Origin of the sequence: Butyricicoccus sp. OF10-2 (assembly GCF_003481925.1) — a bacterium.
GTDB lineage: Bacteria > Bacillota > Clostridia > Oscillospirales > Butyricicoccaceae > Agathobaculum > Agathobaculum butyriciproducens.
The window spans coordinates 84505-109895 of the sequence record NZ_QUMC01000007.1 but is presented as its reverse complement, the minus strand read 5'-3'; the positions used below and the strand labels follow the sequence as shown (position 1 = coordinate 109895).

Below are 25391 nucleotides of genomic sequence, written 5' to 3'. Positions count from 1 at the left end.
AGACGGGAGTTGGACACCAAGGTTTCCACCCCCTCTTTGTGAATCTCCCCCGTTTCCTCTTAGCGTCTGCCTGCCAGAGAGCTGAGACTATGGGGGAACGGCAGAGGATTTTTTCTACCGTAGGGGAGCACAGTGTGCTCCCATGTCTCGACCTATTCGCAGTGTCAGATAGCGTACTGCTACGCATACGGTTTCATCTACGCAGGCGCGACATAACCGTGTCGCGCAATTTTTGGGCACGTTATACCGGAAGGCACCTGCGAATCTGTCTGTTTGGCACAATTTATCTTCGCAGGTGCTGTCTGTAATTTCCAAGCTAACGAATTGCGCGACACTGTCATCCCCCAGGGGACCCTCTCTTGCCCTTCGGGCAATTCACCTTGTGTCGCGCCTGCGCAGAGTAGCCGATATGTGTAGCAGTAGGGTAACCGAACTGCGAATAGGTAAAAGAAAAGGACGGACCCGAAATAGGTCCGTCCTTATGAGAGGAAAAATCCTCTGTCGTTCCTCTTTTTCGAAGCGGTCGCCGGTTTCTGATCTGCGCCAGACTAAGAAACAAAGGAAACGGGATTCACAAGGGTGGAAACCTTGGTGTCCATCCTTGTGCCCACCGCCGTGGGTACGGCGGTAACGCGAAGGGCGGCAAATTACATGCTGCCGCCCTTGCTGCCTTCCCACACGCCGGTAGCGAGTGCAGACAGGTATGCGTTGATAAAACCGTCAATATCGCCATCCATTACAGCGTTGATATTGGCATTTTCAAAGCCGGTACGCGTATCCTTGGCGAGCGTATACGGCATGAAAACGTAGGAGCGAATCTGGCTGCCCCATTCAATCTTCTGCTGAACGCCCTTGATGTCCGAGATTTTCTCAAGATGCTCGCGCTCCTTGATCTCAACCAGCTTGGAACGCAGCATGCGCAGGCAGTTTTCCTTGTTCTGCAGCTGGCTTCGCTCGGTCTGGCAGGCTACAACAATGCCGGTCGCCTTGTGAATCAGTCGAACCGCAGACGAAGTCTTATTGATGTGCTGACCGCCTGCACCGGACGAACGGTAAACCTGCATTTCGTAATCATCCGGCTTGATCTCAAAGTCCGTGGAGGTATCCGGAATATCCGGAACGACCTCTACCGCCGAGAACGAGGTCTGACGGCGGCCGGATGCATCAAACGGAGAGATACGGACCAGACGGTGTACGCCGTTTTCACCCTTGAGGAAGCCGTAGGCGTTTTCGCCCTCAATGAGAATATCGGCGGACTTGATACCCGCGGTATCGCCATCCTGGTAGTCCATGATCTTATAGGTAAAGCCGTGACGCTCTGCCCAGCGGGTGTACATGCGGTACAGCATCGCGCACCAGTCCTGTGCCTCAGTGCCGCCGGCACCGGCGTGGAAGGATACGAGTGCGTTGTGGCTGTCGTACTCGCCGGTCAGCAGCGTGCGCAGCTTCTGCTCGGCAATGCCGTCTTCCAGCTCCTTGTAGCCGCTTTCCAGCTCCTCAAGCATGGATTCGTCGTTTTCTTCGATCGCCATTTCGCAGATGGTGAGCAGGTCATCGCACAGCTCGGTCATCTTGTTGTACGCTTCAACCTTGCCCTTGAGCGAGCCCATGCGGGAGACGATCTTCTGGCTCTCCTCCGGATTATCCCAGAAACCCGGCTGAGAGGACTTGATCTCCAGCTCCTCTACCTCACGCTTCGCCTGCTCCAGACCGAGCGAGGTGTACAGCTCCTCAAGCTCGGGCTTGAGGTTGTTCAGCTTGACCTTGTATTCCTCAAATTCCAGCATGAAAATGCTCCTTCACTTTCAGATTGTTCAAAATTTCAGTACCTTATAGTATATAGGTTCACGAGGGACTTGTAAAGATTTTTTCGTGAATTATAGCAGTTTAGATAAATAATGCGGCAAAAGTAGCGTATAAAGCGCGCAAAGAGCAAGGAAATTTTATGAAGCCATGCTGGGCGCATGGCGAATGAAATTGACGATGCTATTTGCGTGCTGTATGCGCGCACTTGTTGCAGTATTTGTCTGAACTGCTATAAGGGGTTGTCCCGTAAAGATTGTGTACATTTCCACAAGTTCGGCTTGACTAATCGCTTTTTTTCCCATATGATAGTTACTGTAAAAGGGAGTAGCTCACGCAAGAGCGCGTGGTCGGTGCCGACAAGCCCGATTGACGAAAAGTCAATCCGTACCGAGCCGTAAGCAGCAAGACTTTTACCGCAGTATGCGGTAAAAGTCTTTTTTTGTGCGCTGCAGCCGGAAATCGAGCGAAAACTCCCTCGTAAGCATGTACACTGTTGGGGACAAGGGCATTGCCGTGAAGGTGCGGTGCTGCCCGGGATTTCCGGAAACGAAGGAGGAAACTGTATGCTGTCATTTGTATTTCTGGTGATCGGCTTTGCACTTATGATCTGGGGTGCGGATAAGTTTGTTGCGGGTGCATCCGCACTGGCGCGCAAGCTGGGCGTATCACCGCTGCTGATCGGTCTGACCATCGTTGCGTTCGGCACGTCCATGCCGGAGCTGGCGGTCAGTGTCACCGCAGCCCTGCGCGGTGCAAACGAGATTGCGGTCGGCAATGTTGTCGGCTCGAACATTTTTAATCTGCTGGTGGTGGCCGGTCTGTCCGCCGCTGTCTGTCCGCTTGTGATGGATAAAACGCTGCTCCGCCGTGACTGGCCGCTGTCCATTCTCGCATCTGTGCTGCTGTTGGGCGCCATCGCACCCGACCTGACCATCGCCCGTTGGGAAGGCGTTGTACTGCTGATTATATTCGCATTCATTCTGACGCACCAGATCCGCACCGCACTGCAGAACCGCGAGCAGCTTGCTGCCGCAGCAGCAGAAGCTGAGGCCGAGGCAGCGGAAGCACCCATGTCCACTGCGATGATCTGGGTGAATATCCTGCTCGGTCTGGCGTGCATCGTGATCGGCGGTCAGCTGGCCGTAAACGGCGCGACCGGCATTGCGCGTATGTTCGGCCTGAGTGAAACGCTCATCGGTCTGACCATTGTGGCCATGGGCACCAGCCTGCCTGAGCTGGTCACTTCTATCGTGGCTGCACGCAAGGGACAGAACGACATTGCAATGGGCAATGTTATCGGCTCGAACCTGTTTAATGTTTTCCTGATTCTCGGCGTTTCGTCGGTTATCACGCCGATTCCGGTGCAGGCGACCTCTATCGTTGACTGCCTGTTCCTGATTGCCATCAGCGCGGTATTTTATCTGCCGGCGCGCAAGGGCAAGCTCGGACGTGTACCGGGTATCGCCATGGTGGCAATGTATGCTGTCTATACGGTGTATCTTATTATGCGATAAGGTATCGCGGTCTCTTGCCTGCCCGGCAGGGCACAAGGGTGGACACCAAGGTTTCCGCCCTTGTGAATCCCGGTTCCTTTATTTCTTAGTCCGCAGGTCAGAGACCGGCGACCGCTTCCATATAGGGAACGGCAGAGGAAAATTTACCATGACTTTCGGAGAAAAGAACGTAGACAAGCTGATTCGCAGTGCTGCCGTTGAGAAGAAGGGTGCGTCTCAGACTTGGCGCGTTGCCCCGAAAGGTGAACGGATGGATATCCGCGTGTTCAGCACCAAACCCGCGATAAAATCTCTCTTAGACATAGAAAAACACCCGATAGGATATTCCTGTCGGGTGTTGCCTTAATTGTAACGCAAAATCGTCATTCCGGCGGGCAAGGTGAGTGAGAACCATGCCTGCGCTCAGCACATTGGAGATAACGGTCGCAATCGGCACACCGGCCACACCAAGCTGCAGCGCGAATAAAATCAGCTTGTCCGCCAGACCGCCCTTGTGTTTGGTCTGTGCCATGAAACGATGATTCTCCTTGCATGAGAGCTGCGGCATTATCTTATCATGCGGCGGACAGCGGCGCAATACGCGGGAAACGGATTTCATCATTGTAATTTTTCCTCGAAAATTGTATAATATTTTTGTATAGAAAAGCAATTTGCGTGCCGAATCTATCGTTTTGCGCCGCAGAGGAGGATAGAGGACATGAAATTTTTTGAAGCCGTGCCGGACGAGCTGTTTTCACCGCTGGCGTCACCGAACCGTGTGCTGTACGCGGATGCGCTCGATGTACTGTACACGGCGTACCGCGAAAAGCTGAAGCTGCCCGAGGACATGCTGTATTCCATGCTGCGGAGCCGTCTCGAGCAGCAGCTGGCCGAGGCTACCTTCGAGGGCGAGGACATCGACGAGGATGAGCTGCGCGATATTTCCGGCCGTGCCCGTTTCCTCATCCGCAAGCTGGGCAGCAAGGGCTGGTTTGAAAAGGAGCGCGGCACAGATTTTCGGGAATACATTACGGTTCCGGGCTGCAGCAGCCGTCTGCTCGAGCTGTTCCACGCGCTGCGCGAGGACACGCCTGCACGCGGCTATTCGTATGTGTTCGGCACCTATTCCACGCTCAAGGTCGCGCATGAGTCGGACAGCGTGTATGACAAAATGGCTGCTGTCTACGGCGCATATGACAACACGCGCGCGCTCATCAACCTGCTGCAGATGGTGTATCATAACGTCAAGCATTATTTCCAGATGCAGATCGACATGCACAATGTCGGGGAAGTGCTCGCATCGCACTTTGATGATTTCGGGCAGAAGGTGATGGAGGCGTACATCCGTCCGCTCAAGATCAAGGATTCCGTGCCGAAATACCGCATTTCCATCCAGAATGTATTAAACGACTGGGCGGAGAACGATGAACTGCTCATCGCCATGGCGAATGCCGCTTTGGCTGACCGCCGAGGTGACACGCCGGAGAACTGCCGCGCCGATCTTCTTCGCAAAATTTACTGGATACAGGAATGCTACGACAATCTCGAACGCGATTATCTGGATGAGATCGATGCACAGGTGCGCCGCTACACGCGTGCGGCTACGCAGAAGATCGAAAACCTGACCAACCGAGATCAGAATATCCGCGGCAACCTGCACACGGTGCTGAACGCGCTGTCGCGCAACCGGCGAGCCGCCGATCTGGTGGACACGATTCAGCCGGTATTCCGGCTGTACGAGCAGACTTGCCTGTCCGAGAGCAGCCTGTGGTACCGCAAGCGTCCGGGCAAGCGGACAAAAGCCGCGCCTGTGCTCGTGCAGGAAATCGAAGCGGATACGGCAGCCGCCGCAAAGGCGGCTGCACTTTTGCGCTCGGAGTATGGCCGCGGCGCCATCGCGGCGTATGTGCAGGGCTGGCTCGGTGAAAGCGATGTGTGCCGCTCGGAGGATATTCCGCTCAAGAATGATAAGGACTATGTGATGAGCCTGCTGGCGGTGCTGACCGGCGGCGACCGCTCGGCGGATTTCACGGTGCAGGAGCTGGACGGCGAACGCCGGGAAAACGGCTATGCTATTCCGAAGCTGCAGATCAGCCGGAAGGAGAACAACGAATGAATTTGGAATTTCTGAATACCGCTACCGCAAAGGAGCTGGAGCAGTTCAAAGCGGTGTGCAATCAGCTGCTCAGCCGCACCTATGTGGTGCGCACGCTGTACCGTCCGGGCAGGGGACGGGTGAGCAACCCGGACTACACCTTTTTGTCCATTCATTATGAGTCCGTGCGCGAGTATCTCAGCCTGCTTGACTGGGATTTGCGGCGCGACGACATAAACGGCTACTTTTATGTGCTGAACACAGATGAAGCCAACCGGTGCATCCTGTCCAAGCGCGAGACCGCGATTCTGCTCGCCCTGCGCATGCTGTACGACGAAAGCCAGGAGCGACTGGGACTCGAGCAGGATGCGCTCTGCAGCGTGCGAGAGGTGCTCGAAAAGATCGTGACCGACTACGCCATCCTGCCGGCCAAGCCGAATATGGAGGAGGTCAAGCGGGCGCTGACCGTGTTTGAAAACCACTCGATCCTGCAGCGCATCGAGGGAAAATTTAATCAGGCTGACTGCAGATTTGCCATCCTGCCGACCATTCAGACTGCCGTTTCGAGCGAACGATTGAATGAGGTCGCAGCCGTGCTGCGAAAGGAGGAGAACGCCGATGAAGAAACTGAAGAAGATTCTGCTGATTAACTGGCTGTATTTCAGCAAGGAGATCATCGAGGTCGGCGACGTGAACTTTCTGACCGGTAAAAACGGCGCAGGCAAGTCCACGGTGATTGACGCGCTGCAGATCGTTCTCCTGGGTGAGACCAATGCGCGCAACTTCAATCTGGCGGCGAATGAGCGCTCACAGCGCACGCTGGACGGCTATCTGCGTGCCGACATGGACGAGAATAACCCGTATTCCCGCCGAGGCAAGGACTTTTCGACCTATATTGTCTGTGAATTTGAGGACGATGTGGAGCACAATAGTTTCGTGTGCGGCGTGATGTTCGATTGCCGCAGTGACGGCAGCAAGCACGATCATTTCTTTATCTATGTCGGAAAACTGCCGGAAAACTGCTTTGTCGAGGACGGCGAGGCGATGGATATTCACGATCTGCGCAAATTCCTCAAGCAGAATTTCTCTCGCGCCGAGGTGTACGATACCCAGTGGGAGTACCGCCGCAATATGCTCTCGCGGTGGAACGTGCACAATGAGCAGGTGCTCCGCATGATGAAAAAGGCGGTGTCGTTCCGCCCAATCGTGGATATTCAGCAGTTTATCACCGAAAATATCTGCGATATTCCGGATAAGCCGGATATCGAAGCCATGCAGCAGAACATCCGCAACTACAAGCGGCACGAGCAGCTGGCGCAGCAGCAGGAGGAAAAGCTGACCGCGCTGCAGGAGATCAGCACTCTGTACCGCGAAATGACGCGCTCGGTGGACCGCTGGCGCGTGCAGTCCTTCCTTGTGCAGTGGGCGCAGAAGGAGGACATGCAGGCGCGGATCGACAGCCGCGAGCAGGAAAAGCGAAACTGTCTGTCCGAGCTGACCGCGGCGGACACCGCGATTGAGGATTTGGCCGGGCAGGTGCAGGCGAAGGAGGAACGCCGCCGTCAGCTGGATCGCGATTATGCACAGAGCGACACCTATCAGGAGCGCGAGCGGCTGGGCAACCAGAAGCAGTCGCTGCTGACCGAGCAGAGTAAGCTGGTGCAGGAGATGGAGCGCGACGCACTTGAGATCAAGCGGGAGGCGCTGCGGCTGACGCACCTGTGCGAGACCGCGCTTGCATGGGACGCCGAGGAGGTGCTTGTTCCGGTGCAGCAGGCGGCAGAGCAGGTGAAGCGTACCTACGCACGGCTGTCGAGCGGCGAATGCGCAATCTTCTCGCAGGAGCAGACCGTATTCGAGGACGCCCGGCAGGCGGCAGCGGCCCTGTCGGACGCGCTGGCGAAGGCGGCACATCAGCTTGGCGATAAGGTTGCAGAGCTGCAGCAGCAGCTGACCGAAAAGCAGACTGCGCTTGCCAATCTGCGCAGGAATATCAAGGATTATCCGCGTGGACTGCTGCTGTTCCGTGCCAAGCTGGCGGAGGAACTGGAGCAGCAGGCGGGAACGCTGGTTGCGGTAGATATTCTCGCGGATGTGCTGGAAATTGAAGATGAGCGCTGGCGCGGTGCTGTGGAAGGCTATCTCAACAACCAGAAGTTTTATTTTCTGGTTGAACCGGCATATTACGAGCAGGCTTTGCGTATTTACAACAAACTTAAGTGGGAAAAGAGCCTGAACGCCTACGGTCTGGTCGATATCGGCACACTGCGCGAGCGTGAGCATATTGACCCGCAGAGCGGCAGTCTTGCGGAAAAGGTGGAGACTGGGAACGCACTTGCGCGAACCTACATGGATTATCTGCTCGGACGCGTGATGTGCTGTGACACGGTTGAGCAGCTGCGCGGGCATCGAACCGCTATCACAGATGAGGGCATGCTGTATCAGGGCTATGTGGCGCGTGCGCTCCGCAGAGACCGTATGGAGGATGCGTTCATCGGCCGTCATGCGGTCACGCTGCGTATCTCTCGTCTGGAAGAGGAAGCTGCCGGTCTGCAGGAGAATATTTCGCACAGGAAACCCATTTGGCAGGCAGTTTCTCAGCAGAAAACGCCCATGCTGACGCCATATTATGTGCGAAATATCGTACCGCAGCGGCAGGCGGATTTTCTGTACCGCGCGGAACTGGAGGAGGAGATCAACGCGATCGACGAGCAGGTTTCCCATCTCGACCTGCTGTGGCTGGATCAGCAGAAGCAGCTGATCGCCGAGATCAGCGACGAGATTGCGGCGCTGAGTCGTCAGCGTGAGGTGCAGATCGCACACAAGGCCAAGCTGGAGGAGCGTATTCGTCAGCTGGACGAGGAAATCCTGCCCGAGCAGTACCGCAGCCGCACCGAAATGGAGCGCACGCTGGCGGAAACCTTCTCGGAGACCTACCGCGACGATATCGGTCTGCCGCGCTACCGGCAGGAGCTGGAGCGTCTGCACCGGCCGGATATCGTGTACCGCAATTTCAGCAGCCACCATGCACAGGTTGTCAACGAGATGGAGAACGCCCGCGCGGCACTCCTGCGGGCGCGCCGAGAATATGTCGAGCGGTTTGGGCCGTGCTCGTTCCACGTGGAGGCAGATGACAATGCGGAGTTCGATGCGGAACGCCGTGTGCTCGAGGAAAGCGAGCTGCCGCAGTACCGCACCAAAATCCGTGCCGCACGCGAGAGTGCGATGGAGCAGTTCCAGAACGACTTCCTGTCCAGACTGAAAAGCAGCATCGAGCAGGTGCAGGATCAGGTCAAGAACCTCAATCGGGCACTGCGGCAGGCGCAGTTCGGCACGGACAGCTACCAGTTCCGCGTGGACCGCAATCCGGATTATGCCGAATATTACGACATGATTATGGCGCCGGAGCTGATGGAAGGCGATATTACGCTGTTTTCCGCACAGTTTCAGGAGAAATACGGTCCGCTGATCGACAAGCTGTTCAGCCAGATCACCATGGCAGACGATACCCAGCTCAACGCCCGCAAGCAGAGTGAGCTGCAGGAGAACATCGAGCGGTACACCGACTTCCGCACCTATCTGAAGTTCGATCTGGAGACCACCGATCAGAACGGCTCCAAGCAGCTGCTGTCGCAGACGCTCAACACCAAGTCGGGCGGCGAGACGCAGACGCCGTTCTATATTGCGGTTCTGGCCTCGTTCGCGCAGCTGTATCGCGTGAGCGATACGTCCAGCTTCGGCAACACGGTGCGTCTGGTCGTGTTCGATGAGGCATTCAACAAGATGGACAGCGAACGCATCATCGAAAGCGTGCGTCTGCTGCGCAAAATGGGTCTGCAGGCGATCATCTGCACCCCGCCGGATAAGGTTTCGGATATCATGCCGATCGCGGATAGAACGCTGCTGGTTGATAAGCATAAGTATCGGATGCACATTCTGCCGTTCAGCAAGGAGAATGCACAGTAAAGAAAAATCCCGCTTTCTCGCGTGAGAAGGCGGGATTTTGTGTTATTTCGGACGGGTTGGCGTATTCTAAATTGTACGCTGCGGGCAGAACATCTTACAATTCACCGCACATGAGTGCGCCGAGCGCGTCCTCGAAGGTACGGCTGCCGAGAGAAATCGCACTGAGTGCTTCGGCACGGCGTCCAACCTCGTATTTGTGCAGGTGTACGCCGCCTTCCGGGCACTGCGTGGTGATATACACGCGCGTGCCGCTTTGGATCAGATCACGCACGGCGGCTTCCAAACGGGCGGGTACGCCGCCTGCACCGAAGGCTTCGAGTACGACCTTGGGGTAGCCGAGCAGCACGGAGAAGAATGACGGATCAAGATCAGGTGTCAGGCGCACGGGCAAAATGTGAGTGTCGATCTGCTCGATAAGCTGCGGCGCGCCGGAAGGTGTGGACGCGGGTTTGCTCCAGCGCACTTTGCCGCCGCAGATTTCACCGGCCGGTGCGGCATTTGCCGAGAGAAATGCGTCAATCTCGGTCGAATGCTGCTTGAAAACGTGGCTGCCGTGCAAAATCTGACCGTTCATTACGGCGTACACGCCTGCGCGTCCGTCTGCCGCAGTGCGGAACGCATCCAGCAGATTGCGCGGCGCATCCGAGTCCGGCACGCCCATTGGCAGCATGGAGCCGGTCAGCACGAGCGGCTTATCGAAATGCGGCAGCAGGTGGGTGAGCAGCGCGGCGGTGTATGCGAGCGTATCCGTGCCGTGCGTGAGTACAAAGCCGTCGAATTTCTCGCGGTTTTGCCAGACCGCCTGTGCCATGCGCTGACGGTCGGCGGCGGTCACGTCGGTCGAGTCCAGCTGCATGAGATCGAGCGTTTCGACTGTGCACAGCGCAGACAGTTCAGGCAGTGCGCCGAGCAGCGCGGTGCCGTCCAGAGCAGGGGAAAGACCGCGTTCGGTCTCGCAGCACGCAATCGTGCCGCCGGTGGCGATCATTAAAATATGAGGCATGATTTTCCTCCTGAAAGTTGTTTTTACGGATAGAAAGCCGGATTAACGGCACTGTGCCTGATAATTTTCTCCCCATTTCCACAGGGCGTCCATCACGGGTTTCAGGCTGTACCCGAGTTCGGTCAGCGTGTATTCCACGCGCGGCGGCACCTCGGCGTAGACCTTGCGCGTCAGCAGACCGCTGGCCTCCATCTGGCGCAGCTGTGCGGTCAGAACCTTTTGCGTGACGTGCCCGATGGACTTTTTCAGTTCGCCGAAACGCATGGTGCCGTTCGTCAGGTCACGCAGGATGAGCACCTTCCATTTATCGCTGATGAGCGTCAGCGTGGTCTCGACAGGGCAGGCGGGCAGCTCCTGTTTTGCGGTCGATTCGGTCAGTTCCATGAGAAAAACCTCCTTGTTAACGCGATTTTCGCCAATAGTATCTTTTGGGTAACTACACCACAATATTGTGCTTACTTTACAGATTGTCACTACGGCTTTATTATAGAATCACCGAAAGGGAAAAGCAATCCCAATATAGAAAACGAAAATAAAATTTTCATGGAGGTATTTATCATGAGCAAGGTCGTAGAATTTCTGCAGGCAAATCCGGTACAGTATCTGGCAACCGTAGGCCGTGACGGCAAGGCAAAGTGCCGCCCGTTCATGTTCTCGGGCGAGATGGACGGCAAGCTGTGGTTCTGCACGAACAACACTAAGGACGTTTACAAGGACATGCAGAGCAACCCGGAGATCGAAATCTCGGTTTCCAGCCCGGAGTACGCATGGATTCGCCTGCACGGCAAGGCTGTTTTCGAGAACAATATGGCTGCCAAGGAGATGTGCATCCAGAACCCGATCGTCAAGAGCCAGTACGGCGAGGCGACCAACCCGATCTTTGAGGTGTTCTATCTCGAGGATGCACACGGCAGTATCGCTGATTTCTCCGGAAATCCGCCGTATCAGTTCTAAACAGTCCCAATCAGCCTGCAAAGAGCCTGCAGGCTGATTTCTTTGCCCTCTGCACGAACTGAGTATTGAACTGACTGGCAGAAATAGTGTATACTAATATTCGGTTTAATAAGGGGGTAAAACAATGGATTTTATCAAGAAAAACGGCGCCGGACTGCTGCTATGCCTGTGCATTGCGATTCCGGCGTGGCTGCTGGGACAGGCGGTGCCGGTTGTCGGCGGACCGGTATTCTCCATCCTGATCGGCATGGTGCTTACGCTGTTCTGGAAGAACAAGACCAAGGTGCAGCCGGGCATCGGTTTTACATCGAAAAAGGTGCTGCAGTACGCGGTTATCCTGCTCGGCTTCGGTCTTAACCTGTCCGAGATTGCAAAGGTCGGCGCACAGTCGCTGCCAATCATCGTTTCGACCATCGGCACCTCGCTGATCGTATCGTTCGTGCTGTGCAAGGCAATGAAGGTACCGTCCAACATCTCGACGCTGGTCGGTGTCGGCTCGTCCATCTGCGGCGGTTCGGCGATCGCGGCAACCGCTCCGGTCATCGGCGCGGACGATGAGGAGATCGCGCAGGCGATTTCGGTTATTTTTCTGTTCAACGTCATCGCGGCGCTGACCTTCCCGACGCTCGGCGGCATGCTCGGCATGACTGACCACGGCTTCGGTCTATTTGCGGGTACGGCGGTCAACGATACCTCGTCCGTAACGGCAGCCGCTTCCGCGTGGGACGGCATCCACGGCAGCAATACGCTGGAAATCGCGACTATCGTCAAGCTGACGCGCACGCTGGCGATCATCCCGATCACGCTCGTACTGGCGCTGTGGCGCACCCACAAGGCCAAGACCGAGCAGAGCAAGGGCGGCGAAGCCTTCTCGCTCAAGCGCGCGTTCCCGATGTTTATCCTGTACTTCGTGCTCGCGTCCATCATCACCACGGTGTGCACCACGGTCGGCGTACCGGCAGGCGTGTTTACGCCGCTCAAGACGCTGTCCAAGTTCTTTATCGTTATGGCGATGGCGGCTATCGGCATGAATACTAATATCGTAAAGCTGGTCAAGACCGGCGGCAAGCCGATTTTCATGGGCTTCTGCTGCTGGGTCGCTATCGCGTGCGTCAGCATTGCAATGCAGCATTTGCTGGGGTTCCTCTAAAGCGTAAAAAGCACAAAGGACATTCGTCCTTTGTGCTTTTCTGTTATTGCGGAAAGTTTGATTTATGCATCTGTTCTCTGGTGCAACTCGTGTGCACCGGAAAACGGATGCATGATGCCTGATTGCCTTTCTGGAATCGGAATCCATAAGGGTCTGCACGCATTACAGCACAAAAAATATCCCTGCACCATCGAAACGGTGCAGGGACGTTAGAGAAAGGAGAAGTTTAAGCGTTTTCCATGATGGCCTTAACGGCAGCTGCGGTATCGGTCAGCGGGAACAGCTCATAGCCGACACGGCCGGTGTAGCCGCATTCCTCGAGGTGACGGATAACCTTCTTATAGTTGATCTCACCGGTGCCCGGCTCATGACGGCCCGGAGCATCAGCAACGTGAATGTGGCCGAAGGTGTCGCCGTAGTTGGAGATGGTATCGCAGATGCAGCCCTCGTTGATCTGCATATGGTATACATCATACAGCAGCTTCAGACGCGGAGAGCCGATCAGACGAACGATTTCAGCGCCCATCTGGGTGGTAGCGAGGAAGTTGCCGACGTGGTCGGTGGTGATGTTCAGCGCCTCGAGGTTGAGGTTGATCTCTTCTTTCTCGGCCAGCTCAGCGCAGGCGAGCAGCGTGTCGTACATCGAGCACAGCTTTACGGTGTGGGAAAGGTTATCGTAGTGGTTTACTACAATGCCGCCATCACCCAGTGCGTTGGAGTGGATGGTAACGCTGGCTGCGCCAACCTTCTTAGCCGCCGCGATGGACTCCTTCAGGTAGTCCAGATACTTCTGCTTGTGGGTCGGGTCTACGAGCGAGTAGTCCGCATCGCCGTTGAAGCCGGAAATGGCAATGCCGGCCTTCTCAGCAGCCTCGCGGGTCGCATCCAGATCGCGGATACGCCAGTCCCAGAACTCTACGGCCTCAAAGCGTCGTTCTTTGCAGCCTGGAAACGGTCGAGCCAGTCCAGCTCGGTGTAAAGGGTATCAATGCAAGCGCATTTTCTCAGTGCCATAATAAATTACCTCCAAATTTTCTTGTTTCGGTTGTCTTACTCTTTTAAATTGATGATACATCAAGCGCAGCGGATAGGCAACGCTGTTTTCCAAAAATTATGCTCCGATGCCGAGCGGAGAGAATGCCAGATAAACCAGCAGCACGCACACGATAACGATCACGCTGACCAGCTTGCTGTACTTCCACGGGGTCAGGTCTACCGCGCCGACATCCTGCTGCACCCAAACCTCAGCGCCCTTGCTCTTGTTGCGGCGGTGCATGAGGTACATGATGAGCATCTCGAGCGGCCACAGGATAGATACGGCGTACAGGTAGTGGATGCTGCCCTCATTGCCGCCGAACAGCGAGTAGCTCGGGGACAGCAGCATGAAGCCGCCGTAGCAGATAATGTGGAACACCATGATGAAGCGCGCGCTGTACTTCGGCAGGCAGTTGAAGAAGAAGCCGCCGAATACGCCGGACAGAACCGGCAGACCGACCAGCATAACGAACGAATCGAGGAAGGTCTTGAGTCCGGCAGGGAAGAAGTAAACCATCGGACCGACGATCACGGAGAAGATGGCGAACACGATGCCGATGTTCTTGCCGACCGAAACCAGCTTGCTCTCGCTTGCGTTCTTGTTGATAAATTCCTTGTAGATATCCATGGTGAACATGGTGTTGACCGAGTTGAGAACCGAGTTGAACGAGGACAGGATCGCGCCGAACATAACAGCGGCGAAGAAGCCCATGACCGGCTGCGGTACAACGCGGGTGATGAGTGCCGGGTAGGCATCATCCATCATGGATACCTGCGTGCCCTCGATGTTGAAGATCGCGTAAGCGATAACGCCCGGCAGCGCGAGAAACATAAAGCCGAGAATCTTGAGGAATGCACAGTAGAGCGCACCCTTCTGTGCTTCCTTGAGGTTTTCGGCAGCCAGCACGCGCTGGATGAACGACTGATGCGTGCACCAGGACTGGAAGCCGAGGAATACCAGACCGAGGAATACGGTCGGCCACGGAACCGCCGGTGCTTCGCTCTGCGCGGGTGCGATGGAGTTGAGCATATCGGCGTGGTTGTGGATCAGGTAGCGCACGCCGTCCATGATGGCAACGCTGCTTTCACTGCCGGAGGCATGACCGAGCACGTTGAGTGCCAGAAACGGGATCATCAGACCGCCGATCAGCAGGCCCACGCCGTTGATGGTGTCCGATACTGCAACAGCCTTCAGACCGCCGAAGATAGCGTAAATCGAGCCGATGATAGTGATAAGGATACACAGGATAACGATGGACTGGAACTTGGTAATGCCAAGGATTCCGGACAGGTTGAAAATGTTTTCAAACACCAGCGAACCAGAGTACAGGATTACCGGAATCTGCACGAACAGGTACAGAATGATGTATGCGATGGAGAACCACAGCTTAGTGGGTCTGTCATAGCGCTCACCGAGCAGCTGCGGGATGGTGGTGATGCCGCTTTTCAGGTAGTGCGGCGCGGCAAACAACGCCAGCAGCGAGCCGGCGATAACGACACCCGGCAGATCGCGGCCTGCCAGAAAGCAGCCGTCGGCGAAGGTTACGCAAGTGAATAACATTTTCTCTGTTCTAACTCCCTCAAATTTGCATAGAAAAACCGTTGGTGCATAGCGCACCAACGGTTTTAGCACATTGCTTAGACTGTGTGCGTGGTGTGAAAATTAAGTTGTGATCAAGCCTCGATCTCGGAGATCTTGACCGGACGGCCCTCATGCAGAGACTTGGTAGCAGCAGCTGCCATCAGTACCGGATACAGACCGTCCTCGCCGGTAACCGGAGTCTCCTTGTCGTTGATAACGGCATCTGCGAATGCCTGCATTTCTGCAACGAATGCGCCGGTGTAGCGGTCCCACATTACCTTGTAGGCTACGCCGTGTACAGCGCCGTCTGCGGTGGACAGAACAGCGGTGTTCGGGGTGTCGTTCTGGTCCTCGGCACAGCCTTCGGAGCCGAATACCTCAACGCGCTGGTCGTAACCGTAAACTGCCTTGCGGCTGTTGTCGATCACGCCGATCGCGCCGTTTGCGAACTTGAGGGTAACGAGCGCGGTATCAACGTCGCCGGCCTCACCGATGCCCGGATCGACCAGAACGGAACCAACTGCATTTACCTCGGTAACTTCGCTGCCTGCGAGGAAGCGGGCCATATCGAAGTCGTGGATCATCATATCGTAGAAGATACCGCCGGAAACCTTAACATAGGATACCGGAGGCGGCTCCGGATCGCGGGAGGAGATCTTGATGATGTTGACCTTGCCGACCTTGCCGTCACGAACCATGTCGTAAACTGCGCGGTGGTTGTGGTCGAAGCGGCGGCAGAAACCGATCTGCAGCTTTACGCCGGCTTCCTTGGCTGCGTTGATGGCAGCGTGAACCTTCTCCAGATCATAATCGATCGGCTTCTCGCAGAAGATGTTCTTGCCTGCGTGAGCAGCCTCGATGATGTACTTGGAATGGGTGTCGGTAGAGGAGCAGATGAGAACTGCCTCGATCTCGGGATCGTTCAGAATGTCATTTGCGTCCTTGGTGGTGTTCGGAATGCCGCAGGACTTGGCAAATGCCTCGGTCTGCTCATTCATAAACGGGTCAGCGATGGTCTTGATCTCCATCTCCGGTACGAACATGGAAATGTTCTTTGCGTGTACCTTACCGATACGACCCGCACCGATAATACCTACTTTCATGGGTGTTCCTCCTTAAATGAACATTTGGAATAAAAAGAGAGGTTTGTATGAAGCGTTGGAGCGCGTTTCCATACATAATTTCCGCCGCAGGCGGTATTAAATCGTGAAGGCGTTGCCTTCACAAAAAAACGCGGAGCATGTATCTGCGTTTTTTTACAAGTAAGAAAATCGGTGTGCCGCTGTGCGACGCGCTGATTTTCGCCCGGGAATCATCCGCGGCAAAGCCGCGGTGTTTCCCATCTCCTTGAAATGCGTGCATTTCAAGGAATTATTTCAGCCAGTTTGCGAAGTTGTCCAGACGAGCCTGTGCGTTGTCCTTGGTGATGATCTCGGTGCCGGTGTCTACGTCGCCGTACTCCTCGCCGTTCAGGATCTTCACGATGGTCTCAACTGCCTTGTAGCCGATGTCGAAGTTGTTCTGTGCAGCGGTCATGGTCAGCTCGCCGTTCAGAACGGCTTCTACTGCGGACTTCTGGCCGTCAAAGCCGAGGAAGATGGTTTTTGCGTAGTTCGGATTGTCCTTTGCGGTACGGGCAGCTGCCAGCGCCATATCGTCGTTGTTGGAGCAGATAATGGCAACGCCTTCCGGATACTTGCTCATGATGCCTTCCATCGCGGTTACAGCGAGGTCAGCGGTTGCGTTAGCGTACTGGGTTTCGTTATCAAGGAACTCGCCGCCGGCTTCGTTTACGCCTTCGCGGTAGCCTTCCATGCGGGCGGTGTTGGTTGCGTCACCCTGAACGCCTGCGATCTCGATGCACTTGATATCGGTCCAGCCAGCTGCCTTTGCAGCTTCAACAGCGGCTTTGCCGCCCTCCTTGGCTGCTTCCTTGTTGCCGGTGCCGACGAATGCGAGGCACTTGTCGGAATCAATGCGGGTATCGTATGCTACGACCGGCTTGTCGGTGTTTGCGATAGCGGTTGCAACAGCCTCGGACTGCAGCGGAGCGATCAGGTAGCCATCGTAGGACTCAACCGCAAGGTCGGTCTGGATGGTGTTGAGCTGCTCCTCGTAGTAGGTCTCAGCCGGAGGACCCTTGATGTCCAGGCTGACCTGATCCGGATGCTCATCCTCATAAGCCTCTGCGCCTGCCTGAACGATGTTCCAGAACTCGGCAGCGTTGGTCTTGAGCACCATGCTGATCTTGTACGGGCCGTCATGGGTGGAGGCGGTGTCGCCGCCGTCGTTTGCTGCAGAAGAATCGGTGCTGCCGCCGCAAGCGGTCAGGCTGAGTGCGAGGGCGCTGGTGAGCAGGGCTGCTAACAGTCTCTTTTTCATAGTGAGTCTCCCTTTCTTTTCTCGTTTTTCTTCTCGTGTCTCTCTTTCAGCACTGTGCGTTTGTGTGCTCTGTGCTGTTTATGTGCTTATTATAGCGAGCGGGTACGGGAATGTCAACAGGCAATTTGCTGTGTGAAAATCGTTAAAATGGAAATAACGTCAAAATAAATGGATAAAATGCGTGTAAATGCGTATAAACTGAGAAATACAAAACAAATATGTGGAAAGCGAGGGTGGTCACAAGGTTTGGTGTGTGCAATTGTATATGTCGCACAAAGCACACATTCTGTGAAAAACACAGAATATCGCACATGGTTTTGGAAAAATGAAAAAATAGAGCATAAAACACCGGATATATCGGAAAATTCGTACCGAAAATTGTGTGTGCGAATGCACGGAAAGAGGGAAAGCACAGATTGTGTCTTCACAAAGCACAGAAATATGGTATAATAAGCACAGAGAAAAGAAACATCGCAGAGAGATGCAGGATAGTATAAAGAGCAATTACGAAAAGGTGAAGGATTATGAACAAAAGACCAACCATTCAAACGGTTGCCGAGCTTGCGGGCGTCTCCCGCGGCACGGTAGACCGTGTATTAAATAATCGTTCGTATGTGCGCGCGGATGTGCGTGCGCGCGTGCTGAATGCCATTCAGGAGACTGGTTATCTTTCTCCGAAGGAGGCGCATCGGCAGGCCGCAGAGGCAAAGCTGCCGCTCAAACCTGTGCGTTTGGGTGTGCTTTTGCCAAACTGGAGCGGCCCGTTCCACGAGGACGTCCCGAGAGGCATTCAGGCTGCGCGTTCTGAGCTGGAAAAGCGCGATGTCGAGGTGCGTGTGTGCACTTGTGATACAGATATTCCGCGCGAGACCATCGAGCTGCTGGACGAGCTGGTAAGCTGGGGCGCGCAGGGCATCGCACTGTGTGCATTAAATGATATTTCGATCGAAGCACGCATCGGAGAATTGGCCGAACAGGGCATTCCGTGCATCACGTTCAACTCGGATCTGCCGAACAGCCGCCGTTTGTGCTTTGTGGGTCAAAATTACGCACAAAGCGGCCGTATCGCCGCCGAGCTGCTCAGCAAGTGCGTGCCGAAAAACGCGCGTGTGCTGGCGATGGCGGGCAATCTGGAGTACGACGGCCACCGAACCCGTTTAGACGGCTTCTGCGAGCATCTTAAGAAAAAGGGCTTCTCTTCCTCGCAGATCGAGATTGAGGAGACCTATAACGACTACCGTTTGACCTATAACCGAGTCACGGCGGCGCTGCAGTCGGACAATCCGCCGGCGCCATCTATATGGCAAACCGCAGCGTTACCGGCTGCGTGGACGCGCTCAAAGCTGCAGGTATGGATCAGCAGGTGCGTGTGATCGCACATGATATGTCGTTGCGCCGCAAGCAAATGCTGCTCGACGGCTCGCTTGATCTGACCATCACACAGGATATGTTCCGGCAGGGCAGCCAGCCGCTGCGCCTGCTCGCAGATCTGCTGCAGAAGAATATTCAGCCGGAAAACAGTAATAAGGGGTCGGAAATTTCCATTATCTGCGCACAGAATATCGAGTAAATAAGCGAAACGGCACAGCGTTGGCTGTGCCGTTTTTCTGTCTCTTTTTGCACCGAATAGATGGGGGACACGAACTGAGTAGGCGTGTTTGTCCCTAATGGGCGGGGAGTTTTTCACTGAATCTCAACGAAAGAGTTGCGCTCTGCGGAGTGCGGGAGAGTGCGGCGCTCGCCGCGGGGACAAAAAGGAAGGGACACCCGCGGTTTCCCTTCCTCTTTGAACTCCTGCCTTTCCCTTGTTAGATAGTCTGGCGAAAATCGGAGAGCGGCGACTGTTGCGAAAAAGGGGAACGGCAGAGGATCTTTTCTGCTGTAGGGGAGCACAGTGTGCTCCCATTTCGTTACCTCTACGCAGTGCCGGATTCCTTGTTGCTACACCGGTGGTTCAATCACCTTGTGCCGCACACTGCGTAGACTAACCCGCCTGTGTAGCAGTAAACTTTCTGAACTGCTTATAGGTAAAAGAAAGGACGGACCTGTCGGTCCGTCCGAAGTATACGAAAAATCCTCTGCCGTTCCCCTTTTTCGGAGCGGTCACCGGTCTCTGATCTGCACCGGATTAAGAAATAAGGGAAATGGGAGATTCACAAGAGGGTAAAAACCGTAGGTTGTTATCCTCTTGTGCCCTCAGCGGGCAGCGTTCATCTGCCATGCGAAATGGTCGCAATGCAGCAGCTCCTCCGCTCTGTGCGAGCACGGCTCATCCAGATACTCGCGGTACAGCGCCTGAACCGCCGGATTTTCATGCGAAAAACGCAGCGGTGCATTCTGATCGAGTCGGAACAGAACCTTGCCGCGGTCGGCGGCCTTTTCGCGGTCGGTGCCGTCCACCGGCTGACCGCCGCCGCCGGCACAGCCGCCCGGGCATGCCATGATCTCCACAAACTCATAGTGTACCTCACGGCGCTGCAGCGAGCGCAGAAGCTGACGCGCGTTGCCCAGTCCGCTCGCTACCGCGCAGCGCACAGTCCGGCCTGCCAGCTCGAACGTCGCTTCGCGCCACGGCAGCGGAGAGATCGTGCCGTCGTCACGTACCTCGCGGAACGCATCCGGCGACGGATTTTCGCCGGTGGTGAGGAAGTACGCCGAACGCAGCGCAGCCTCCATGACGCCGCCGGTCGCGCCGAAAATAACGCCTGCGCCGGTGCCGTCACCCAGCGGAGAATCAAACGCGGATTCCGCGATGTTTTCCACATCGAGGTGCTCGGCACGCGCCATGCGCGCCAGCTCTCGGGTGGTGATGACCAGATCGACATCGCTGCCGTGACCGGCTGAATCCATGCTCGGCAGCTCACGCTCGGCCTTTTTTGCGATGCACGGCATGATGGAGATGCTGTAAATTTTGTCCGCGTCTACGCCGAGATTGTGCGCCAGCCAGGTCTTGCCGACCGCGCCGAACATCTGCTGCGGCGACTTGGCGGTGGACAGGCGGCCGGTCATTTCCGGAAACTGCGACTTCAAAAAGCGCACCCAGCCCGGGCAGCACGAGGTAAACATCGGCTGGTTGTCCAGATCACCCGCCTGCAGGCGCTGGAGCAGCTCGGTGCCTTCCTCCATGATGGTCAGATCGGCGGAAAACGTGGTGTCGAACACATAATCCGCGCCTAATTTGCGCAGAACGGACACCAGCTGACCGACGGTTGCCTTGCCGGTCGGCATGCCGAAGGCTTCGCCCCATGCAGCGCGCACAGCCGGAGCAATCTGCACAATGGTCACGCGGTCCGGATCACCGAGCGCAGCATACGCCTTCTGCGTGTCATCGCGCTCGCGCAGAGCGCCGGTCGGGCAGTGCGTAATGCACTGACCGCACAGCGAGCAGTCCGCCTGCTTGATCACGCGGTTTTCCGAAACATCAATGGTGGTGCGCGCACCAGAGCCGCTGATATCCCAGACGGACAGCGACTGCACCTTGTCGCATACCTGAATGCAGCGCATGCACTTGATGCACTTATTTACATCGCGGTAGAGCGGGAACGTGGTCGTCCAGTCTGCCTTTTTGCCGCGTGCGAGGTCGGTGGGGTAGGAAACACCCAGAATGCCCATATCGTTTGCAATCTTCTGCAGCTGGCAGGTGCCCGAGCGGATACAGGTCGCGCACTTGTTGTCGTGCTGCGAGAGGATAAGCTCCATATTGACACGGCGCGCCTCGAGTGCACGCGGAGAATTGGTGCGGATGACCATGCCTTCACGCACGACGTTGTTGCACGAGGGAACCAGCTTGCCCTCGCCCTCTACCTCGACACAGCAGACGCGGCAGGCGGAGATTTCGTTCAGCTCTTTTAAGTAGCACAGGCTGGGGATTTCGATATCGACAGAGGCGGCGGCATCCAGAATGGTGGTGCCTTCCGGTACAGTCACCGGGATAGAATTGATCGTCAGATTTACCATTTAGAAGAACGCCCTCCCTTGAAAATACCGTAGCCGAAGTGATCACAGCGCAGGCAGCGGGAGGTCTCCTGATGAACCTCCTGCTCGGTCATGCCGCACTTTACCAGATCAAAGTTGCCGACGCACTCCTCGGCGGGTCTGCTGCGCAGCTCGATGCGGCCACAGGCCGGCATATTGGTCAGATGCGGTGCCGGAATCTCAACATCGCTCTTGATAACGTGACGGAAGCCGAGGTGCGCGTCAATGTTGGCTGCAGCCACCTTGCCGGCGGCTACCGCGCGGATAACGGTCGCCGGACCGGTAACGGCATCGCCGCCCGCGAATACATGCGGGGTGTTCGGCACAAATGCGTCGGATTCAGCCTGAATCTTGCCGCGTACGACCGGAGCGATCTGCTCGAACGGCTTTGCGTCGATGGACTGGCCGATGGCTACGATAACGACATCGCACGGCGTGCGGAGCAGCGGCTGATCGGCATCGTAGGGACGCGGACGACCGTCCTTGCCGTAGGAGCCGATGACCTGCGGACGTGTCCACAGAGCGGTAACGCGGCCCGTTTCATCGGTTTCGATGTGATCAGGTGCCTGCAGCGAGAGAATCTGGCAGCCTTCGCTCTGTGCTTCCTCGATCTCCTCAGCGAGCGCGGTCATATCGGTCACACGTCGGCGGTAGACGCACGTTACTGCGGAGGCACCGAGACGGATAGCGGTTCGGGTTGCATCCATCGACACGTTGCCGCCGCCGATGACGCAGACGCGCTTGCCCTTGAAGTCCGGCACGCGGCCCTCGCCGATGTCGCGGAGCAGCTGCACCGCGGAGTGTACGCCGACTGCGTCCTCGCCGGGAATGCCGATCTTCTTGTCGTTATGCGCACCGATGGAGATGTAAACCGCGTCGTACTGGTTCTCAATCTCAGCGAACGAAATATCGCGGCCGATGGAAACGCCGGTGTGCACCTCAATGCCGGTGGACAGGATGAAGTCGATATCCGCATCCAGCTTGTCCTGCGGCAGACGATAATCCGGAATGCCGTAGCGCAGCATGCCGCCGAGCTTGGGACGCTGGTCATAGACTACGACCTGATGACCCATCAGCGACAGGAAATACGCCGCTGACAGACCACCCGGTCCGCCGCCGATGATGCCGATGCGCTTGCCGGTCGAGGGTGCGGAATCCGGCGGCGTGGTGTTGTCTGCGTGGTCGCACGCGAAACGCTTGATGCCGCAGATGTTGACCGCATCGTCCACCATACTGCGGCGGCAGTGTGCCTCGCACGGGTGCTCGCAGACATAGCCGCATACGGTCGGGAAGGGGTTGTCCTTGCGGATCAGGCGCACAGCGTCGTTGTAGCGGCCGGCACGCACGAGTGCAATGTAGCCCGGAATATCCACACCGGCAGGGCACAGTGCTACACACGGTACCGGATGATCCCAGCCGAACAGACAGCGGCCGCTCTCCACATGGGAGAGGTAGTCATCGCGGAAGCCCTGCACGCCCTGCAGAACCATGCGGGCAGCCTCATAGCCGATGGCGCAGTCCGCCGTATCCTGAATGACACGGGCGGTTTTCTCGATCAGGTCAATGGTCTCCGGTGTTGCGGTGGAGTCCAGCACCTGCTCGAGCAGAGTGGTCAGCTGTCCCAGACCGATGCGGCACGGAACACATTTGCCGCAGGTCTGTGCATGGCACAGACGCAGGAACGACAGCGACATATCCACCGGACACAGACCCGGAGGACTGGCGCTGATGCGCCGCTCGATATCGCGGTACAAGCCGGCAATGACGGTCTCAGCCTTGCCCGGCGTTTCAATGGATAAACGACTCAAAAAAGTCCCCTCCCTTTCTTGTAAAAACATATAAAAAATAATAGAACTTTTTGGCGGATAAGTCAATTGCAACTCAGTGATTTTGGAGAAAATACCAATAAAAAGCTGCTTGCAGTGGCAGCTGGAGGACGGATATGCTATACTGCCAGAAAAGAGAAGGAGAGCAAAGCTGTGCGTATCATCAATTTCGGTTCGCTGAATATAGATAAGGTATATCAGGTGGAGCAGTTTATCCGGCCGGGACAGACCATCACCGCGAAGGACTGCACCGTAGCTGCGGGCGGCTTCGGCGGCATCCGCCATCGCTGTTTCGCGCGCAGGAACGCATAAATCATCGGAAACGGGGCAAACTGAATCTCCGAAAGGAGTGTATCGGTATGCACGTTACAATCGAACGAGGCGGCTGTATTTCCTGCGGCCTGTGTGAAGGAACCTGTCCTTCCGTGTTCCGCATGGCGGAAGACGGCCTTGCCGAAGTCCATCATCAGCCGGAAACCGCAGAGGAGCAGGCGGGCGCGCAGGAGGCTGCAGGCGGCTGTCCGGTGGCCGTCATTCATGTCAGCTGAACAACGTAAGCGTAAAGGCAGACCGTCGGGTCTGCCTTTTTACATCGACCGCAAGAATTTGAAAGTTTGCCCGGGAGTCCCGCTCATATCCCGCAAATAGGGGCGTTCTTTTCGCAAGAATGCTCTGTTTTTTCAGCTCCCGAAACGCTACAATAAAATCATCAAATGGAGAGCGGCAAAACCGCCGCGTAAGAGTGAGAGAGTTACATATAAAAGGAGAGAATATACCATGAAACTGTTAAGGTTGGTTCGGTAGGTCTGGGTCGTCTGGGTTATGAGCACGCAAAGAACCTTGCAACGCAGGTTCCGGGCTGTGGGCTGGCAGCCATCTGCGACGTAGATGCGAACCGCGTAAAGGAAGTTGCGGCAGAGCTCGGCGTGCCGAATACTTACACCGATTTTGAAGAAATGTGCAAGAATCCGGAGCTGGACGCGATCGTTATCGTTTCCCCGTCCTTCCTGCACTGCCAGCAGATTGAAATTGCCATGAACCACGGCAAGCATGTGTTCTGCGAGAAGCCGCTCGGCACGGATGTTGCACAGTGCAAGGCTGCCGAGAAGGTCATCGAGGCACATCCCGACCTGATCTTCCAGCTTGGCTTCATGCGCCGCTTTGACAAGTCCTACGCCGAGGCAAAGCGCAAGATCGACAACGGCGATATCGGCAAGGTAGTTCTGGTTCGTTCCTACACGCAGGACCCGCGCTCCACTATCGAGTCCACCCTCAAGTTTGCACCGCACTCCGGCGGTCAGTACCTCGATATGTGCGTGCATGATATCGACCTCATCCGCTGGTTCACCGGCTCGGATGTCAAGAATGTATGGGCAATCGGCGGCGTATTCGAGTTCGACCTGTACAAGGAGCTGAACGATGCGGACAACGCAGCTGCTACCATCCAGATGGAGAACGGCGCAATGGGCTTTATGTTCACTAACCGCACCCATGCCGCAGGCTGCAATGTCGAGACCGAGATTATCGGCACCCACGGCACGCTGCGCATTGCAAACGTCGGCGCAAAGAACCTGCTGAATATCGTGGATGAGCACGGCTCCCGCGAGGAGTATTATCCGGACTTCATGAGCCGTTGGCACGAGGCTTTCGTAGCCGAGATGGTTGCCTTCACCGGCCATGTCCGCGACAACACCAAGCCGACTGACCTCACCGTTTATGACGGCACCGCCGTTTCCGAGGCTGCTTACCGCTGCAAGGAGTCCTTTGAGACCGGCAAGATGCTGCCGATTCGATAAAATCAGCATAGAGAAAGCCTGTCACCATAGGTGGCAGGCTTTCTGTTATCCGCAGCCCTGCCGGGCTGCAGCGGGTGAAGCGCTGCATTGAGTTTTCGTCACAGGAGCGCTATAATGAATTTATCTTAGTATGCAGGTGATTCTATGTACCGCGATCTGACAAAAGGCAGTATCGCCAAAGGTTTGATCTGGTTTGCGCTGGCGGGGCCGGTCGGTGAGGTCGGTATCCGGATTGTTATCCCGATCGGCTGGTTTCTCGCGGATTTTGTGGGCTGCGGATACTATCTCCGCCGCAGAAGGGCGCTTTTGCCGCAGAATTGAGGAAAAA

The 25391-nt window shown here is 56.1% G+C and carries 22 protein-coding genes; 12 read left to right on the top strand and 10 right to left on the bottom strand.

The window, feature by feature from the left end:
• Nucleotides 1–647: 647 nt before the first annotated feature.
• Nucleotides 648–1787: a peptide chain release factor 2 gene (gene prfB, locus DXB00_RS05810; RefSeq protein ID WP_117491877.1), complete on the bottom strand. Its 1140-nt coding sequence runs from the start codon at nt 1785–1787 to the stop codon at nt 648–650.
• A gap of 582 nt (nt 1788–2369) precedes the next feature.
• Here prfB and DXB00_RS05805 point away from each other — a divergent pair.
• The gene (locus DXB00_RS05805) at nt 2370–3320 is read left to right on the top strand and encodes a calcium/sodium antiporter (protein ID WP_119214615.1); all 951 of its coding nucleotides are present in this window, start codon (nt 2370–2372) and stop codon (nt 3318–3320) included.
• Between the two features lie 295 nt (nt 3321–3615).
• On the opposite strand, the gene DXB00_RS05800 is transcribed toward DXB00_RS05805, so the two are convergent.
• Nucleotides 3616–3831 carry a hypothetical protein gene (locus tag DXB00_RS05800; protein WP_147358057.1) on the bottom strand — a complete coding sequence of 72 codons (216 nt, stop codon included), beginning with the start codon at nt 3829–3831 and terminating at the stop codon, nt 3616–3618.
• Nucleotides 3832–4017: 186 nt separating this feature from the next.
• Between DXB00_RS05800 and DXB00_RS05795 the strand changes: the two genes are divergently transcribed.
• From DXB00_RS05795 to DXB00_RS05785, 3 genes are read left to right on the top strand one after another with little or no spacing between them, the layout of a single operon-like run.
• Nucleotides 4018–5415 carry a Wadjet anti-phage system protein JetA family protein gene (locus tag DXB00_RS05795; RefSeq protein WP_118728730.1) on the top strand — a complete coding sequence of 466 codons (1398 nt, stop codon included), beginning with the start codon at nt 4018–4020 and terminating at the stop codon, nt 5413–5415.
• Complete coding sequence (locus tag DXB00_RS05790; protein ID WP_118728731.1) at nt 5412–6044, top strand: DUF4194 domain-containing protein; 633 nt, start codon at nt 5412–5414, stop codon at nt 6042–6044. The genes DXB00_RS05795 and DXB00_RS05790 overlap by 4 nt, the downstream gene beginning before the upstream one ends.
• Entirely contained in the window at nt 6013–9360 is a 3348-nt protein-coding gene (locus DXB00_RS05785) for an ATP-binding protein (RefSeq protein ID WP_118564579.1), read from the top strand. The genes DXB00_RS05790 and DXB00_RS05785 overlap by 32 nt, the downstream gene beginning before the upstream one ends.
• Before the next feature lie 94 nt (nt 9361–9454).
• On the opposite strand, the gene DXB00_RS05780 is transcribed toward DXB00_RS05785, so the two are convergent.
• Together DXB00_RS05780 and DXB00_RS05775 are read right to left on the bottom strand one after the other, a co-directional pair.
• Nucleotides 9455–10363: an asparaginase gene (locus DXB00_RS05780; protein ID WP_118728733.1), complete on the bottom strand. Its 909-nt coding sequence runs from the start codon at nt 10361–10363 to the stop codon at nt 9455–9457.
• Between the two features lie 42 nt (nt 10364–10405).
• Nucleotides 10406–10747 carry a winged helix-turn-helix transcriptional regulator gene (locus DXB00_RS05775; RefSeq protein WP_119214614.1) on the bottom strand — a complete coding sequence of 114 codons (342 nt, stop codon included), beginning with the start codon at nt 10745–10747 and terminating at the stop codon, nt 10406–10408.
• A gap of 174 nt (nt 10748–10921) precedes the next feature.
• Between DXB00_RS05775 and DXB00_RS05770 the strand changes: the two genes are divergently transcribed.
• Nucleotides 10922–11317, top strand: a complete 396-nt coding sequence (locus tag DXB00_RS05770; protein ID WP_117555243.1) for a pyridoxamine 5'-phosphate oxidase family protein — start codon at nt 10922–10924, stop codon at nt 11315–11317.
• Nucleotides 11318–11441: 124 nt separating this feature from the next.
• Nucleotides 11442–12467 (top strand): YeiH family protein, encoded by a 1026-nt coding sequence (locus DXB00_RS05765; RefSeq protein ID WP_119214613.1) that lies wholly within the window; start codon nt 11442–11444, stop codon nt 12465–12467.
• A 226-nt stretch (nt 12468–12693) separates the two neighbouring features.
• Here DXB00_RS05765 and DXB00_RS05760 read toward each other — a convergent pair whose 3' ends face one another.
• The 4 genes from DXB00_RS05760 to DXB00_RS05745 all read right to left on the bottom strand — a co-directional run bounded on the left by DXB00_RS05760 (nt 12694) and on the right by DXB00_RS05745 (nt 17466).
• Nucleotides 12694–13356: a TIM barrel protein gene (locus DXB00_RS05760; protein WP_243107176.1), complete on the bottom strand. Its 663-nt coding sequence runs from the start codon at nt 13354–13356 to the stop codon at nt 12694–12696.
• A 222-nt stretch (nt 13357–13578) separates the two neighbouring features.
• The gene (locus DXB00_RS05755; RefSeq protein WP_118728737.1) at nt 13579–15063 is read right to left on the bottom strand and encodes a solute:sodium symporter family transporter; all 1485 of its coding nucleotides are present in this window, start codon (nt 15061–15063) and stop codon (nt 13579–13581) included.
• Nucleotides 15064–15176: 113 nt separating this feature from the next.
• Nucleotides 15177–16187, bottom strand: coding sequence for an inositol 2-dehydrogenase (iolG, locus tag DXB00_RS05750; RefSeq protein WP_118360080.1), 1011 nt, complete (start codon nt 16185–16187; stop codon nt 15177–15179).
• 268 nt (nt 16188–16455) lie between these two features.
• Nucleotides 16456–17466 (bottom strand): sugar ABC transporter substrate-binding protein, encoded by a 1011-nt coding sequence (locus tag DXB00_RS05745; protein WP_118728738.1) that lies wholly within the window; start codon nt 17464–17466, stop codon nt 16456–16458.
• A 524-nt stretch (nt 17467–17990) separates the two neighbouring features.
• Between DXB00_RS05745 and DXB00_RS05740 the strand changes: the two genes are divergently transcribed.
• Both DXB00_RS05740 and DXB00_RS17100 read left to right on the top strand, forming a co-directional pair.
• Nucleotides 17991–18839 carry a LacI family DNA-binding transcriptional regulator gene (locus tag DXB00_RS05740; RefSeq protein WP_243107174.1) on the top strand — a complete coding sequence of 283 codons (849 nt, stop codon included), beginning with the start codon at nt 17991–17993 and terminating at the stop codon, nt 18837–18839.
• Entirely contained in the window at nt 18767–19036 is a 270-nt protein-coding gene (locus DXB00_RS17100; RefSeq protein ID WP_330427917.1) for a substrate-binding domain-containing protein, read from the top strand. The genes DXB00_RS05740 and DXB00_RS17100 overlap by 73 nt, the downstream gene beginning before the upstream one ends.
• Before the next feature lie 626 nt (nt 19037–19662).
• Here the strand turns inward: DXB00_RS17100 and DXB00_RS05735 are convergent.
• Both DXB00_RS05735 and DXB00_RS05730 read right to left on the bottom strand, forming a co-directional pair.
• Nucleotides 19663–21423, bottom strand: coding sequence for a [FeFe] hydrogenase, group A (locus DXB00_RS05735; protein WP_118728739.1), 1761 nt, complete (start codon nt 21421–21423; stop codon nt 19663–19665).
• On the bottom strand, nt 21417–23249 hold the full coding sequence (locus tag DXB00_RS05730; protein WP_118728740.1) for an NAD(P)-binding protein: 1833 nt from the start codon (nt 23247–23249) through the stop codon (nt 21417–21419). Before DXB00_RS05730 ends, DXB00_RS05735 begins: the two co-directional genes overlap by 7 nt.
• 171 nt (nt 23250–23420) lie before the next feature.
• Here DXB00_RS05730 and DXB00_RS16620 point away from each other — a divergent pair, with 171 nt between their 5' ends.
• The 4 genes from DXB00_RS16620 (at nt 23421) to DXB00_RS16285 (ending at nt 25384) form a co-directional block, all read left to right on the top strand.
• Nucleotides 23421–23579, top strand: a complete 159-nt coding sequence (locus DXB00_RS16620; protein WP_188886293.1) for a hypothetical protein — start codon at nt 23421–23423, stop codon at nt 23577–23579.
• A 47-nt stretch (nt 23580–23626) separates the two neighbouring features.
• On the top strand, nt 23627–23815 hold the full coding sequence (locus tag DXB00_RS05720; protein ID WP_118728741.1) for a ferredoxin: 189 nt from the start codon (nt 23627–23629) through the stop codon (nt 23813–23815).
• A gap of 222 nt (nt 23816–24037) precedes the next feature.
• The gene (locus tag DXB00_RS05715) at nt 24038–25063 is read left to right on the top strand and encodes a Gfo/Idh/MocA family oxidoreductase (RefSeq protein ID WP_119194958.1); all 1026 of its coding nucleotides are present in this window, start codon (nt 24038–24040) and stop codon (nt 25061–25063) included.
• A 144-nt stretch (nt 25064–25207) separates the two neighbouring features.
• The gene (locus DXB00_RS16285; protein ID WP_158578246.1) at nt 25208–25384 is read left to right on the top strand and encodes a hypothetical protein; all 177 of its coding nucleotides are present in this window, start codon (nt 25208–25210) and stop codon (nt 25382–25384) included.
• The last annotated feature ends 7 nt before the right edge of the window (nt 25385–25391 follow it).

Excerpts from the sequence above, each read along its gene's own strand:
- DXB00_RS05805 (WP_119214615.1), top strand. The coding sequence starts at position 2,370 with ATGCTGTCATTTGTATTTCTGGTGATCGGCTTTGCACTTATGATCTGG.
- iolG (WP_118360080.1), bottom strand. The coding sequence starts at position 16,187 with ATGAAAGTAGGTATTATCGGTGCGGGTCGTATCGGTAAGGTACACGCA.
- DXB00_RS05785 (WP_118564579.1), top strand. The coding sequence starts at position 6,013 with ATGAAGAAACTGAAGAAGATTCTGCTGATTAACTGGCTGTATTTCAGC.
- DXB00_RS05770 (WP_117555243.1), top strand. The coding sequence starts at position 10,922 with ATGAGCAAGGTCGTAGAATTTCTGCAGGCAAATCCGGTACAGTATCTG.
- DXB00_RS05780 (WP_118728733.1), bottom strand. The coding sequence starts at position 10,363 with ATGCCTCATATTTTAATGATCGCCACCGGCGGCACGATTGCGTGCTGC.
- DXB00_RS05800 (WP_147358057.1), bottom strand. The coding sequence starts at position 3,831 with ATGGCACAGACCAAACACAAGGGCGGTCTGGCGGACAAGCTGATTTTA.
- DXB00_RS05765 (WP_119214613.1), top strand. The coding sequence starts at position 11,442 with ATGGATTTTATCAAGAAAAACGGCGCCGGACTGCTGCTATGCCTGTGC.
- DXB00_RS05740 (WP_243107174.1), top strand. The coding sequence starts at position 17,991 with ATGAACAAAAGACCAACCATTCAAACGGTTGCCGAGCTTGCGGGCGTC.
- DXB00_RS05790 (WP_118728731.1), top strand. The coding sequence starts at position 5,412 with ATGAATTTGGAATTTCTGAATACCGCTACCGCAAAGGAGCTGGAGCAG.
- DXB00_RS05755 (WP_118728737.1), bottom strand. The coding sequence starts at position 15,063 with ATGTTATTCACTTGCGTAACCTTCGCCGACGGCTGCTTTCTGGCAGGC.
- DXB00_RS05720 (WP_118728741.1), top strand. The coding sequence starts at position 23,627 with ATGCACGTTACAATCGAACGAGGCGGCTGTATTTCCTGCGGCCTGTGT.
- prfB (WP_117491877.1), bottom strand. The coding sequence starts at position 1,787 with ATGCTGGAATTTGAGGAATACAAGGTCAAGCTGAACAACCTCAAGCCC.
- DXB00_RS17100 (WP_330427917.1), top strand. The coding sequence starts at position 18,767 with ATGGCAAACCGCAGCGTTACCGGCTGCGTGGACGCGCTCAAAGCTGCA.
- DXB00_RS05745 (WP_118728738.1), bottom strand. The coding sequence starts at position 17,466 with ATGAAAAAGAGACTGTTAGCAGCCCTGCTCACCAGCGCCCTCGCACTC.
- DXB00_RS16285 (WP_158578246.1), top strand. The coding sequence starts at position 25,208 with ATGTACCGCGATCTGACAAAAGGCAGTATCGCCAAAGGTTTGATCTGG.
- DXB00_RS05775 (WP_119214614.1), bottom strand. The coding sequence starts at position 10,747 with ATGGAACTGACCGAATCGACCGCAAAACAGGAGCTGCCCGCCTGCCCT.
- DXB00_RS05795 (WP_118728730.1), top strand. The coding sequence starts at position 4,018 with ATGAAATTTTTTGAAGCCGTGCCGGACGAGCTGTTTTCACCGCTGGCG.
- DXB00_RS05735 (WP_118728739.1), bottom strand. The coding sequence starts at position 21,423 with ATGGTAAATCTGACGATCAATTCTATCCCGGTGACTGTACCGGAAGGC.